General features: G+C 67.3%; 17 protein-coding genes. 8 read left to right on the top strand and 9 right to left on the bottom strand.

Annotated elements, in window-relative coordinates; all coding sequences use genetic code 11:
* Positions 1-12: 12 nt before the first annotated feature.
* Positions 13-477, bottom strand: coding sequence for a TIGR02444 family protein (locus J2852_RS06575; RefSeq protein WP_209872751.1), 465 nt, complete (start codon positions 475-477; stop codon positions 13-15).
* Positions 470-1,555: an ATP-dependent 6-phosphofructokinase gene (locus J2852_RS06570; RefSeq protein WP_209872744.1), complete on the bottom strand. Its 1,086-nt coding sequence runs from the start codon at positions 1,553-1,555 to the stop codon at positions 470-472. Before J2852_RS06570 ends, J2852_RS06575 begins: the two co-directional genes overlap by 8 nt.
* A 211-nt stretch (positions 1,556-1,766) precedes the next feature.
* Here J2852_RS06570 and J2852_RS06565 point away from each other — a divergent pair, with 211 nt between their 5' ends.
* From J2852_RS06565 to J2852_RS06550, 4 genes are all read left to right on the top strand, one after another.
* The gene (locus J2852_RS06565; RefSeq protein ID WP_209872741.1) at positions 1,767-1,967 is read left to right on the top strand and encodes a YdcH family protein; all 201 of its coding nucleotides are present in this window, start codon (positions 1,767-1,769) and stop codon (positions 1,965-1,967) included.
* A gap of 175 nt (positions 1,968-2,142) precedes the next feature.
* Positions 2,143-2,610, top strand: coding sequence for a 5-(carboxyamino)imidazole ribonucleotide mutase (purE, locus tag J2852_RS06560; RefSeq protein ID WP_209873325.1), 468 nt, complete (start codon positions 2,143-2,145; stop codon positions 2,608-2,610).
* Between the two features lies 1 nt (position 2,611).
* Positions 2,612-3,709, top strand: a complete 1,098-nt coding sequence (locus J2852_RS06555; RefSeq protein WP_209872738.1) for a 5-(carboxyamino)imidazole ribonucleotide synthase — start codon at positions 2,612-2,614, stop codon at positions 3,707-3,709.
* 237 nt (positions 3,710-3,946) lie between these two features.
* On the top strand, positions 3,947-5,674 hold the full coding sequence (locus J2852_RS06550; RefSeq protein WP_209872735.1) for an EAL domain-containing protein: 1,728 nt from the start codon (positions 3,947-3,949) through the stop codon (positions 5,672-5,674).
* A 25-nt stretch (positions 5,675-5,699) separates the two neighbouring features.
* On the opposite strand, the gene J2852_RS06545 is transcribed toward J2852_RS06550, so the two are convergent.
* From J2852_RS06545 to fumC, 4 genes are all read right to left on the bottom strand, one after another.
* On the bottom strand, positions 5,700-5,873 hold the full coding sequence (locus J2852_RS06545) for a hypothetical protein (RefSeq protein WP_209872732.1): 174 nt from the start codon (positions 5,871-5,873) through the stop codon (positions 5,700-5,702).
* A 133-nt stretch (positions 5,874-6,006) separates the two neighbouring features.
* Positions 6,007-6,729 (bottom strand): DUF599 domain-containing protein, encoded by a 723-nt coding sequence (locus J2852_RS06540; protein WP_209872729.1) that lies wholly within the window; start codon positions 6,727-6,729, stop codon positions 6,007-6,009.
* 103 nt (positions 6,730-6,832) lie between these two features.
* Complete coding sequence (locus J2852_RS06535) at positions 6,833-7,036, bottom strand: ribbon-helix-helix domain-containing protein (protein WP_209872726.1); 204 nt, start codon at positions 7,034-7,036, stop codon at positions 6,833-6,835.
* A 31-nt stretch (positions 7,037-7,067) separates the two neighbouring features.
* Entirely contained in the window at positions 7,068-8,468 is a 1,401-nt protein-coding gene (fumC, locus tag J2852_RS06530; protein WP_209872723.1) for a class II fumarate hydratase, read from the bottom strand.
* 188 nt (positions 8,469-8,656) lie between these two features.
* On the opposite strand from fumC, the gene J2852_RS06525 reads away from it, so the two are divergent.
* From J2852_RS06525 to J2852_RS06515, 3 genes are all read left to right on the top strand, one after another.
* Positions 8,657-8,911, top strand: coding sequence for a hypothetical protein (locus tag J2852_RS06525; protein WP_209872720.1), 255 nt, complete (start codon positions 8,657-8,659; stop codon positions 8,909-8,911).
* 40 nt (positions 8,912-8,951) lie between these two features.
* A complete protein-coding gene (locus J2852_RS06520) occupies positions 8,952-9,374 on the top strand; it encodes a TerB family tellurite resistance protein (protein ID WP_209872717.1) in 423 nt (140 codons plus the stop codon).
* 161 nt (positions 9,375-9,535) lie between these two features.
* Positions 9,536-9,751 (top strand): hypothetical protein, encoded by a 216-nt coding sequence (locus J2852_RS06515; protein WP_209872715.1) that lies wholly within the window; start codon positions 9,536-9,538, stop codon positions 9,749-9,751.
* A gap of 47 nt (positions 9,752-9,798) precedes the next feature.
* Here the strand turns inward: J2852_RS06515 and J2852_RS06510 are convergent, their stop codons facing one another.
* A complete protein-coding gene (locus tag J2852_RS06510; protein WP_209872712.1) occupies positions 9,799-10,293 on the bottom strand; it encodes a GNAT family N-acetyltransferase in 495 nt (164 codons plus the stop codon).
* A gap of 97 nt (positions 10,294-10,390) precedes the next feature.
* Between J2852_RS06510 and J2852_RS06505 the strand changes: the two genes are divergently transcribed.
* Positions 10,391-11,470 carry a GNAT family N-acetyltransferase gene (locus J2852_RS06505; protein ID WP_209872709.1) on the top strand — a complete coding sequence of 360 codons (1,080 nt, stop codon included), beginning with the start codon at positions 10,391-10,393 and terminating at the stop codon, positions 11,468-11,470.
* A gap of 7 nt (positions 11,471-11,477) precedes the next feature.
* Here J2852_RS06505 and J2852_RS06500 read toward each other — a convergent pair whose 3' ends face one another.
* Complete coding sequence (locus J2852_RS06500) at positions 11,478-11,933, bottom strand: hypothetical protein (protein WP_246499336.1); 456 nt, start codon at positions 11,931-11,933, stop codon at positions 11,478-11,480.
* 248 nt (positions 11,934-12,181) lie between these two features.
* A complete protein-coding gene (locus J2852_RS06495) occupies positions 12,182-12,442 on the bottom strand; it encodes a hypothetical protein (RefSeq protein ID WP_209872706.1) in 261 nt (86 codons plus the stop codon).
* Between the last annotated feature and the right edge of the window lie 51 nt (positions 12,443-12,493).

Below are 12,493 nucleotides of genomic sequence, written 5' to 3'. Positions count from 1 at the left end.
GGCGGAAAACGCCTACAGCGCCCCCACCAGCACCCCAAGCGCCGGATCATCCTCCGGCACCAGAAGGCGCAGGTTGGCGGCCGCCAGCGCCGCATCGCCTCCCGGTCCGGGCACCAGGCCCGACGCGGCGAACAGGCGGTCCTGCTGGATGCGTTCGGCCTCCAGTTCCGTGGCCTTCAGCCGCGCGTAGAAGGCGTCATCCTCGCCCTTCACGCGGCGGCGCACGGCGCGGAGCGGGCGGACCACCTCGGCCCGCCAGTCGGCGATGGCCGAATCGACCCGTGCGAGTTCGTTGGCCGACAGCTGGACGCCGCAGGCTGCGCCGGCCCAGGCGGCGAAGAGCAGGACATTGACGTCCAGCCCCCGCCGGTCCTGAAGATCCAGGCACGCCGCCGGGACTCCCGGCCGCGCGTAGACGGCCAGGGAAAAGTCCCAGAGCGGGTTGACGCCCCGCCCCGTCGTCCAGGTTTCAGTCACCCAGACTGATGCCGAGGCCGCGCGCCGTCTTCACCAGCGCGCCGTCCAGCTCCACGCAGGCGTAGCGGGCGATGGCGTCGGTGATCGGCACGTCGATGACGCCACGGTTGGACCAGGCGACCATGCGGTCGAACTTGCCTTCCGCGATCAGGTCCACCGCATGCACGCCGAAGGCCGAGGCGACGAGACGGTCGCGGGGGCTGGGCATGCTGCCGCGCTGGACGTGGCCCAGCACGGTGACGCGGGTCTCGGCCCCCGTCGCCTCGGCGATCTTCTCGCCGATGTAGTCGCCGATGCCGCCGTAGCGCTTCTCGCCGCCCTGGAACAGCTTCTTCACGCCGGTGCCGTCGGCGGTCTTCACCGCCTCCGACACCACGACCAGCGCGAAGTTGCGGCCCGAGGAGCGCACCTGCTTGACCTTCGCGGCGATCTTGTCGATCGAATAGGGGATCTCGGGGATCAGCACCACGTCGGCGCCGCCGGCGATGCCGGCCGCCAGCGCGATGTGGCCGGCGTCGCGGCCCATGACCTCCAGAACCATGACGCGGGCGTGGCTGGCGGCGGTCGGCTGGAGCCGGTCCAGCGCCTCGACCGCCACGCCGACGGCGGTGTCGTAGCCGACCGATACCTCAGTCAGGCCCAGGTCGTTGTCGATGGTCTTGGGCACGCCGACCATCTTCAGCCCGCCCTTCTCGGCCAGCTTGTGCAGGATGGCGAAGCTGCCGTCGCCGCCGATGCCGATCAGCGCGTCCAGCCCCAGCTCGCGGTAGCCGCCGATGATCTCGTCGGAGCGGTCCTTGACCGTGCCGTCGGCCATGGGGTAGGCGAAGGGGTCGCCACGGTTGGTGGTGCCCAGGATCGTGCCGCCCATGCGCATCATGTTGCCGTCCACCTGCGGCAGGTCGAGCACCTGATACTGCACCGGGCGTTGCAGCAGCCCCTGCGTACCTTCCTTGATGCCCAGGACCTGCCAGCCATAGGTGATCGTCGCACGGTGCACGACCGCCCGGATCACCGCGTTCAGCCCGGCGCAATCGCCGCCGCTGGTCAGAATGCCGATGCGCTTTCCAGCCGTCATGTTCCCTGTCCCCGTTTCGCCTGACCCTGCTTTGTTCGGTAGTCTTACCAGAACGCGGTTCCGCCGCAATCCTTCAAGGCTTTGGGTTGGGTCACATTCCAACGTCATAGCCCGCACATCATAACCCGGTGGGGCGGCGGAGGTTTCGCGGTGCCGTTTCGGATGAAATCTGATATAGTCCCGCCCGCTTAGCCAGCGGGCCACTGGGCGCATGAACGAACAAGAGATCTTGAAAGAGAAACTGGCATCGCTCCGCAGCGAGCATCGCGACCTTGACGACGTGATCGCGCGTCTTCAGGAACGCGCGCCGTTCGACCAGCTTCAGCTCCAGCGGCTGAAGAAGCGCAAGCTCGCGCTCAAGGACCAGATCACGCTTCTGGAAAGCCGGCTGCTGCCCGACATCATCGCCTGAACCATTCGTGCGAGCAGCCATCGCCGACAAAAAAAAGGTGAATGAGTGGGGGAGTTCTTCGCGACGCTCTGGACTCCCCGCGCGCGCTTTCTATAATGCGCCGCTTTCCGGACCTTGAGGAAAGCGCGCCATCGTGCCCGTAGACAGCAACAGCAAGCCGCTGGTCGGCATCATCATGGGCAGCCAGTCGGACTGGACCACCATGAAGCACGCCGCCGAGACGCTGACCGCGCTCGGCGTGCCGCACGAGGTCCGGATCGTCTCCGCCCACCGCACCCCGCACCGCCTTGTCGAATACGCCACCACGGCCAAGAGCCGGGGGCTGAAGGTCGTCATCGCCGGGGCCGGCGGCGCCGCCCATCTGCCGGGCATGGCCGCCTCGATGACGCCGCTGCCGGTGTTCGGCGTGCCGGTCGAAAGCCACGCGCTGAAGGGCATGGACAGCCTGCTCTCCATCGTGCAGATGCCCGGCGGCGTGCCGGTTGGGACGCTGGCCATCGGCAAGGCCGGCGCCATCAACGCCGCCCTGCTCGCCGGATCGGTCATCGCCCTGATGGACGACAAGGTCGCGGAGGCGCTGGACGCGTGGCGCGCCCGCCAGACCGCCGCCGTGGCCGAAGCCCCCGTGGACGAGCCCGCCTGACATGGCCGCCCAGACGACACCTCCCCGGACCTTGGCCCCCGGCGCCACCATCGGCATGTTGGGTGACGGTCAGCTCGGCCGCATGACGGCGCTGGCCGCCGCGCGCCTCGGCTACAAGACCCACGTCTTCGCCCCCGACGCCGAGGGCAGCCCCTGCGCCCAGGTCGCGGCGGCGGTCACCTCGGCCCGCTGGGATGACCTGGACGCGCTGGAAGCCTTCGCGCGCTCCGTCGATGTGGTGACGCTGGAGTGGGAGAACGTCCCCGTCTCCGTGGTCGAGCATCTCGGCCGTTTCGCCCCGGTGCATCCGGGCGGCAACGTGTTGTCGGTGGCGCAGGATCGCGTTGCCGAGAAGTCCTTCGTCAACGGTCTCGGCATCGCCACTGCCCCGTGGCGCGCGGCCCACGGCGCCGAGGACGTCGCCCGCGCGGTGGCCGAGATCGGTCCGCGTTGCATCCTGAAGTCCACGCGCCTGGGCTACGACGGCAAGGGGCAGGCCCGCATCGAGCCCGGCACCGACCCGGCCGAGGCCTGGGCCTCCATCGGTTCCAACGCCGGCATCGTCGAGGGCTTCGTCACCTTCGCCTGCGAGGTGTCGGTGATCGTCGCGCGCGGCCAGGACGGCACCATGGCCGCCTATCCCGCCGTGGAGAACCGGCACAAGAACGGCATCCTCGACAAGACCATCGCCCCCGCCCGCGTCTCGGCCGAGACCGCCGCCGAGGCCGAACGCGTCGCCCGCCGCATCGCCGAGGCGCTGGGTCTGATCGGCGTGCTGGCGGTGGAGATGTTCGTGACGCCGGACGGCGCGGTGCTGGTCAACGAGATGGCGCCCCGCCCGCACAACTCCGGCCACTGGACCATGGACGCCTGCCACGCCTGCCAGTTCGAGCAGCTGGTCCGCGCCGTGTGCGGCCTGCCGCTGGGTTCGGTGGACCGCGTGGCCGACGCCGAGATGGAGAACCTGATCGGCGACGATGTGCTCCGCTGGCCCGAACTGCTGGCCGAGCCCGGCGCCCGCCTGCACCTCTACGGCAAGGCGGAAGCCCGCCCCGGCCGCAAGATGGGCCATGTGACGCGCCTGTTCCCGAAGGGATGATGATTGCCCCTCTCCCGGAAGGGCCGGGAGAGGGCAACCTGCGCTGCGGGCTAAAGCTGTGGGTGCGGTAATCCGGCGCGCCCCGCCCGATTCGGATTAGATTGCTGAAAATCCTCACGCTTCCCGCTCTGCGGGTTGCGATGCCGATTCTTGTGGCTTTTTTCGCATCCCGAAGGGCGCTACTCTCCGGATACGAAAATTCGCAAATCCGATCAACTTTATCTCGAATTTTACTGAATGACCACACACCTCGCGCAAGACACGGGCACGCGAACGGGACCGGCGAACAGCGCCGGCCCCCGCCGGCCGCAGTCGTCCCGCGAGCGTGACCGGTTCGTTGGCTTCGCCTTCGCCGCCGCCGACCTGCTGATCGAGACGGACGCCAAGGGGACCATCCTGTTTTCCGCCGGCGCGCGCTGCCGGCTGACCGACGGCGACGTGGCCGGCCTGATCGGCACCAGCCTGCTGGACGTGGTGGCGGCCAACGACCGCAAATACGTCCACGTCCTGTTCAAGCGCATCCAGGAAAAGGCCCGCATCAAGCCGGCCCGCGTCATCTTCCAGGGCTATGACGGGCACAAGTTTCCGGCGCTGCTCGGCGGCTGCCGGCTCGATTCCTGCCCCGGCTCGCTGTTCCTGACCGTCCTGCTCGCCTCCGGCCCGCGCGCCACGCACGAGGCGCTGTCGGCGGCCGGGCAACTGCTCGACGGGCATGCCTTCGGCAATATCCTGGAAGACCGCATTCTGCGCGCCCGCGAAAAGGGCCTGGACCACGGGCTGACGCTGCTGCTGGTCGAAGGGTTGCAGTCGATGGTGGAGGCGCTGCCCGTCGGCGCCGCGGACGAGGTGCGGCAGGGCATCGACGCCTATCTGCGCGGCATTTCCGCCGACGGCGACAGCGCCGGCCAACTGGCCGCCGACCGTTACGGCATCGTGCACACCTCCGACATCGACGGGCAGGAGGTGCAGGACCACATCGCCCAGATCATCGAGAACGCGGGCGGCGAATTGCCGGGCGGCATCCGGACCTGGTCGCTGGACGTGTCGGACGAGCGGCTGGACGCCGCCGACGCGGCGCGCGCGCTGGTCTACACGGTGCAGGCCTTCGCCTCGGCCCAGGGCGGGGAGTTCACCATCTCCAGCCTGGAGGACGGCGCCAAGCGCATGATGTCCGACGCGGTGGAGCGGATCGGCCGCTTGCGCGCGACCATCGAGCGGCGCGACTTCTTCGTCGTCTACCAGCCCATCGTCGATGTGGAGACCCAGGCCGTCCACCATCTGGAGGCGCTGACGCGGGTGGAGGGCATGCCGTCCCCGGCCGACTTCATCACCTTCGCCGAGGACGTCGGCCTGATCTACGACTTCGACCTGCTGCTGACCCAATCGGTTCTGGACACGTTGCGCGCCTATCACAAGGAACCGAAGCTGCCGGACGTGGCGATCAACCTCTCAGCCAAGACGCTGATGAGCCCGATCTTCCTCCAGCAGTTCCAGGCGGTGACCGAGCCCTACGGCGATCTGGCGAAGAAGCTGCTGATCGAGGTGACGGAAACGGTCGTCGTCACCGACATCGCCCGGCTGAACGAGGTTTTGCAGAAGCTGCGCCGCGCCGGCTACCGCATCTGCCTGGACGACGTGGGCGCCGGTTCGACCTCCTTCCAGTCGCTGTACGGAATCCAGGCCGACTACGCGAAGATCGACGGCAGGTTCGTGCGCGGCGCCTCGCAAAACCCGCGCGACATGGCGATGCTGCGGTCCATGGTGGACGTCTGCCACCAGCTCGGCCTCAAGCTGATCGGCGAGCAGGTGGAGGAGCCGGAACACGCCCAGTTGCTGGCCGACCTCGGCGTGCAGTTCGCGCAGGGTTTCCTCTACAGCCGCCCCTCGCGCGACTTCGCCTATTTCGCCAAGGACTGGTCGAAGATGGCCGGGAAGGGCGGCAAGGTCCTCTGGAAGACCTCCTGACGCGTGCCGCTTCGGCCCGCTTGCCTCACGCCATTGCGTGGGCGTTGTCCAGGTGCAGCCGCGCCTCGTTCAACAGTTCCCGATAGCGGTTCATGGCCTCCCGGCAGGCGCCGACGCCACCGTGCACCCGAATTTCGCCCAACAGGCGTTCGGCTTCGTCCAACTCGTTCAGGACGGAAACGGCGGTGTCGATATCCATGGCCAAGCTCCCCAACCGTGCATTGCTGCGCTGCACGCGATTTGTGCGGGCATGACCAAAGCATTAATTCGTCGCGCGGCGAAGTAGCAATATGGTCGCAGACCTAGCGGTTTTTGGCGTAATTTTCGGGAAATCAATCACGAGCTTGTTTCGAACCGTGCTCAAGCAGCTCCGCCTGCAACCGGATGACCTTCTCCGTCGGGGAAAAGCCCTGGCGGCGGGTGAGCACGACGATCACGCCGGTGCTCGCCAGCATGAAGGCCCACGGGTTGATCAACCAGGCCAGCGCCGCCAACGCGAAGTAATAGGCGCGCAAACCGCCGTTCAGTGCGGTGACGGCCAGGGTCATCGCCTCGGCGATGTGGCCCGCCATGACGTGCCGTTCCTTCTCCGGCACCGGCGGCAGCGGGGCCGAACCGATCAGCGCGCAGCAGTAATTGTACTGGCGCAGCGCCCAGGTGAACTTGAAGAAGCCGAAGGTGAAGATCGCCACGAGCAGCAGCATCTTCATCTCGAAGAACTCCCGCGACGTTTTGACCGTCACCGCCAGGCTGCCGACGATCTCGTGCGCGTGCTCAATGGCGCCGAAGGAGCCCAGCAGACCGGCCAGCACGAGCATGGTCGTCGAGGCGAAGAAGGTGCAGCTGTTCATGGTGTGGCCGACCAGCTGCGAATCCATGATGCGGTTGTCGCGCTGGAGCATCCGGTCCATCCACTCGCGCCGCAACATCTTCAGGTGATGGTTGACGAAGACCCGCCCCTTCAACAGGTGGTCCTGGGTGATCGTGAACCCGATCCAGCTCGCCAGGAACCAGGCGAAGGCAATGGCGTCGATGGTCGTGATGTCGGGCGGCACGGGCGGAGACTCGGGCGGGTGTCGGAGGACTCACCTGTACTCTTGCCCGCCCCAGCCTGTCCACGAACAGAGATTGAACGGGCATAGGATCGTGGGCGGAGGATCACGCCTGCCCCCGCACCGCGTTCAGCACGAAGACCCGGATGGCGCTGGACAGGTTGCCGGCACGCGTCTGGTCGATCTCCTCGATCAGCGCGTTGACCGAACTGCCGCGCGCCTGCGCGACACCCTTCAGCGCCTCCCAGAACTCCTCCTCCAGCGACACGCTGGTCGGATGCCCGGCGATAAGGACGGAGCGTTTCTTCACGGGCGCACGCTCCGCTTGTCCATCCTACCCCTCACCGCGGCTTCACCATCGTCTCCGGCTTGACCCACTGGTCGAACTGCTCCTCGGTCAGCAGGCCCAGCGCGACGCCCGCCTGCTTCAGCGTCGTGCCTTCCTTATGCGCCGTCTTGGCGATCTTGGCGGCGTTGTCGTAACCGATGTGCGGGTTCAGCGCGGTGACCAGCATCAGGCTCTCGTTCAGCAGCTGCGTGATCCGTTCGCGGTTGGCCTCGATGCCGACGACGGCGTTGTCGGTGAAGCTGACCGCCGCGTCGGCCAGCAGCCGGATCGATTGCAGCACGTTGTAGGCGATCACCGGCTTGAACACGTTCAGTTCGAAATGGCCGGTGGCGCCCGCCACGGTGACGGTGGTGTGGTTGCCCATCACCTGGGCGCAGACCATGGTCATCGCCTCCGACTGGGTCGGGTTGACCTTGCCGGGCATGATGGAGGAGCCGGGCTCGTTCTCCGGCAGCATAATCTCTCCGATGCCGCAGCGCGGGCCGGAGCCCAGCAGCCGGATGTCGTTGGCGATCTTCATCAGCGAGACGGCCAGCGTGTTCAGGCTGCCGTGCGCGTCCACCAGAGCGTCGTGGGTCGCCAGCGCCTCGAACTTGTTCTCAGCCGTGACGAAGGGCAACCCGGTGATGCGGGCCACCTCCTCGGCGAAGGCCTCGGCGAAGCCCACTTTGGCGTTCAGCCCGGTGCCGACCGCCGTGCCGCCCTGCGCCAACCGGTAGATCTGCGGCAGCGAGGCCTTCACCCGCTCGATCCCGTACTGCACCTGCGCGGCGTAGCCGGAGAACTCCTGCCCCAAGGTCAGAGGCGTGGCATCCTGAAGGTGGGTACGGCCGATCTTCACGATGTCGGCGAAGGCGTCGGCCTTGGTGGCCAGCGCGGCGTGCAGATGCTCCAGCGCCGGGATCAGCTCATGATGGATCTGCTCGGCCGCCGCGATGTGCATGGCGGTGGGGAAGCTGTCGTTGGACGACTGCCCCATGTTGACGTGGTCGTTGGGATGGACCGGCTTCTTGGAGCCCATCTCGCCGCCCAGCTTCTCGATGGCGCGGTTGGAGATGACCTCGTTGGCGTTCATGTTCGTCTGGGTGCCGGAGCCGGTTTGCCAGACCACCAGCGGGAAATGGTCGGCCAGCGTGCCGTCGATGACCTCCTCCGCCGCCTCGACAATGGCGTGGCCCAGGCGCGGGTCCAGCACCCCGAGCGCCATGTTGGCGAGTGCGGCCGCCTTCTTCTGGATGCCCAGCGCGCGCACCAGCGGGGCCGGCATGCGCTCCCCCCCGATGCGGAAGTTCTGCAGCGACCGCTGGGTCTGCGCCCCCCAATAGCGGTCGGCCGGCACGTCGAGCGGGCCGAAGCTGTCGGTCTCATTACGCACCCCGGTTTTCCCGGTCATGGCGGCCATCCTTCGCGCGGGTTTGGACATCGTTCCGTTCAGAGAATTTTTCCCGGAATGGCCGCTCCGGCAAGGGGGATCGCGCAGCAGACGTGACATCGGTCGGCACTCGGCCGTTTTGTTCTTGTTATGTTCTTAGTGCTCCGCTACCATTCCCACCACTGGCATTCTGGCCGCTGGAGGATCGAATGGGCGAGTTCGCAACGGAATTCGGTGCCAACCACGTGCGTGCGTTCATTTCCAAAAAGCGCGTCACCGAGATGAAGGCGCAGGGCTGGCGCATCGTCGGTCCCGGCGAGGAAGGCTCGCTCCTGATGGAGGGGCCGCAACTCGGCGGCGCCCCGGTGCGCATGAAGAGCCTCGTGGACGATCTGTTCGACGATCTGGTCGCCCGCGCGCTGGAACGGGCGGACGCCGCCGACCGGATGCTGCACGCAGCGTAAATCGCGGAAACCACCCGCCCCGCCGCGCGTTGTCAGCGGCATGGCAAACATCGACGACACTCCGAACACAGCTTCGAACATTGGCCCGAACGAGGACGAGGCGCAGGCGGTCGCGGCCGGCTGCGCCCTTCTCGCCACCGTCGAGGACGCGGACCCCGGTACCGTGCGGGAACGCCTGCGCGCCCTTCTCAGCGCCGCCAACCTGCCGCCGGACACGCTGGACGAGGCGGCCCGCGCCTTCGACGGCCACACCCGCCACATACAGGACGACCCGACCGCCGGCGAGGCCGATGCGATGGGGCTACTCCGTCAGGTCAAGGGCGACGTTAACGCCGCGAAACGCACCATGGAGACCTGCCGCGACGCCGCCGACGGGAATGGCGGCCTATCGCCCGCGCAAGCGGCGATGGCGCGAAAGCTTTGTGAATCCTTGAATCTCAGCCCAACCCAGTTCGGCTTATGACAGCGGGGAGTAATCCCAAGGAATAGTCTTCCCGGCCATTTCCGGGTCGTAGTAGTACCCCTCAAGATACGCCCTGACTCATAGTCTTGTTAGGAAGTCGTTAACCGCCTCATGGCCAAATAGACCCATCACGAACACACAGTGCCAAAGGAGATTTTAAAATGATCGCTTCCGCCACCGCCGAAAAGATTACCACTTCCTCTCGCGTTCACATCGACTTGGTTGATGATTTCATCCGCCTGACGCAGGACAAGATCGACGGCCAGCGCGATACCTTCACCCGCGAGAGCCTGCTCGACCTGCTCGCCACGCTGCGCGAAGAGCGCGCGGGCTACCTGGACCTGCTCAGCTCCGCGGCTCTCAGCAAGGCGGCGTGAGGGAGAAGGGAAAGCCCCTTCTCCTTCGCCAAGGGGTAAGGGGCTTGTCAGCCCTCGGCCTCGGCCTGGGCGGCGAGCGCGGCCAGCGCCTCCCCGGTGAGGCGGTAGGGAAGCCACTCCTCCATGTGATGGAAGCCGATGCGGTGGTAGAAGTCGCGCGCCGGGTTCCAGTTCAGAACGCTCAAATCCACGCGCCGGCAGCCCTGCTCGACCGCGCGCTTGGCGACGGCGGTCAACAGTTTGCGCCCGACGCCGTAACGGCGCGCCTCGGGCGTCACGTACAGATCCTCCACGAAGATGCCGGCCCGCCCCTCCCAGGTGGAGTAGTTGCGGAAGCACAGCGCGAAGCCGACCGGAGCGCCGTCCAGCTCGGCGATCAGCGCCTCGAACACCGGGCGCTCACCCCAGCCGTCGCGGCGGAAGTCCTCTTCCGTCGCCTTGACGGCGTCCGGTTCGCGCTCGAATGCGGCGAGTTCCTTGACGAAGCGCAGAATGGTGGCGCAATCGGCCTCGACGGCCGGGCGAATGGTCACGGTGGGCATGTCGGCTCCAGAATGAACGGAGCCGCGACGATAAACGCACGTCCACACGGTCACAACGCCCTTCCCTAATGAATGGCGCACGCATAGGCTGTGCACCATGAGCGATGCACAAAAAAATCAGGATGCGATCATCCGCGAGGCCCGGCCCGAGGAGCTTCCGGATCTTCTTGCCCTCGTCGCGCGCGTGGATGCGGAAACCGACTTCATGCCGCGCAAGCCCGGCGAGCCGCCGACCTGGTCGCGCGACCTCGCCGGCCTCCAGGCGCGCGGCAACAGCACCATCTTCGTGGCGGAGGTCGCCGGCACCCTGATCGGCTACATCGGCGCCCATGGCGGGCGCTACCGCCGCAACCGGGGCGTGGTGACCGTCGCGGCCGGCGTGCGGCGGGAATGGAACGGGCGCGGCATTGGCACGCGCCTGTTCGAGACGGCCGAGGACTGGGCGCGGCGGATCGGCGCCCACCGGCTGGAACTGACCGTCGATGAGACCAACACGCGCGCCCACGCGCTCTACCATCGGCTCGGCTTCATCGACGAGGGGCTGATGCGCGACGCCCTGCGCGTGAACGGCGCGTGGCGGAACGAGTGGCTGATGGGAAAGCTCATCGGCGGGCACGACATCCCCGACTGGCCGAGCCTGATGCTCGACGCGCTGCCGCCCGCCCGGCTCAACGGGTTGGTGATCCGCGAGGCCAGGCCGGACGACGCCGCCGACTATCTCGCCTTCGACTGGGCCGTTCGCGCCGAATCGCCATTCCTCCTGCGCACCGCCGCCGAGTCGCTGCCCGACGTGCCGGCCGCCCGCCGCTTCCTGGCCGAACAGCGGGCCGGCGACCGGACGGCGACCCTGCTGGCCCTGGTGGACGGGGGCATCGCCGGGACGCTGTCGCTGTGGACCGGAGTCTATTCCCGCTCCGCGCACGAGGCGGGACTCGGCATCGCCGTGCGTCGGGAGTACTGGCAGAGCGGCATCGGCTTCCGCCTGATGGCGGCTGCCGAGGACTGGGTCCAGGCGCGCCGGCTGCACCGGTTGGCGCTCTGGGTCTACGGGCACAACGCCCGCGCCCTGCGCTTCTACGACCGCTGCGGCTTCCGGCGGGAAGCGCTCGCTCGCCGCCACACCCTGATCGACGGCCACCTCGCCGACCACATCCTGATGGCGAAGCTGTACGATTGAGGGCGCTTTAGCGCGTCAGGATCAGCCCGCGACCGTCATTTTCCGAATCGGAGACCTGGACCGGCTTGCCGACGTAGAAGGCGTTGCAGCGCTTGCCGCCGGTCAGGCGGGTCAGTCCGGCTTCCCATTCCTCGCCGTGCGGACCGACGATGCGCAGCTTCAACTGATTGACCAGCGGGTAGACGTGATAGCCGTCCTGCTCCAGCGGTTCGCCGGTGCTGGTGAAGAATCCCTGCCCGACGGTCAGCGTCTTGCCGCCGACATCGAGCGTCACGTCCTGAATCCAGGGGCAGCCACCGCCGCCAGCGCCCTTTTCATTGGCGGCGGCCGGGCCGGCGGCGAGGAACACCGGAAGGAGCGCGCACATCAGAGCCCGTGCGCCATATTGAAAGCGGTCGGTCATGGCCGAAAGGCTGCTCTTCACCCGTTGCTCGATGATCGCGGCGGAGAATAATTGCTGCATATGCGAAATGCAAACCGGAGGTTCGCGTGGGAGGGGTGCACCACCCGCAAAGCTCGCGGTCCACAAGCGCCGAGGGCCGGCGCGCGGTCGTCATCCTATCGACCTGAAAACGTTTTCGTCCACCGCCCGGCTTGGGCATGGCGACGATATCACAGGGCCGCCCGGTTGCCCCCGCGCCAGCGGTTGGGCAGAGGCGGCGGGGAGGGTAAAGGTGTTGGGCCGCGACGGACGCGCGGCCCAACGATGCCTCAGCGCTTCAGCCCGTTGCCGTAGCGCGAGCAGTCGTACTCGTCGGTGCCCTTTTCGGCGCGGCCGCCGTTCGAGGTGTTGTAGCGGGCATCGTCGCAACGGCCGTTGCGGGCGTACGGGCCATCGGCGCTGCCGGAACCGAACAGGCCGCCGCCGCTGCTGCCGAACAGGCCACCACCACCGCCGTTGCTGGTCTCGTTGCAGGCTGCCAGCGCAAGCGGAACCGCCAGCACGACGGCAAATCGAAACGCACCTTTCATGAGAAGCTTCCTCCGTTGAGAGACGTGGACACGTCCATTCGTCTCCCCAAC

This window comes from Azospirillum soli, assembly GCF_017876165.1.
In the GTDB taxonomy this organism is placed as follows: Bacteria; Pseudomonadota; Alphaproteobacteria; order Azospirillales; family Azospirillaceae; genus Azospirillum; species Azospirillum soli.
This window is presented reverse-complemented; position numbering and strand designations above follow the sequence as displayed.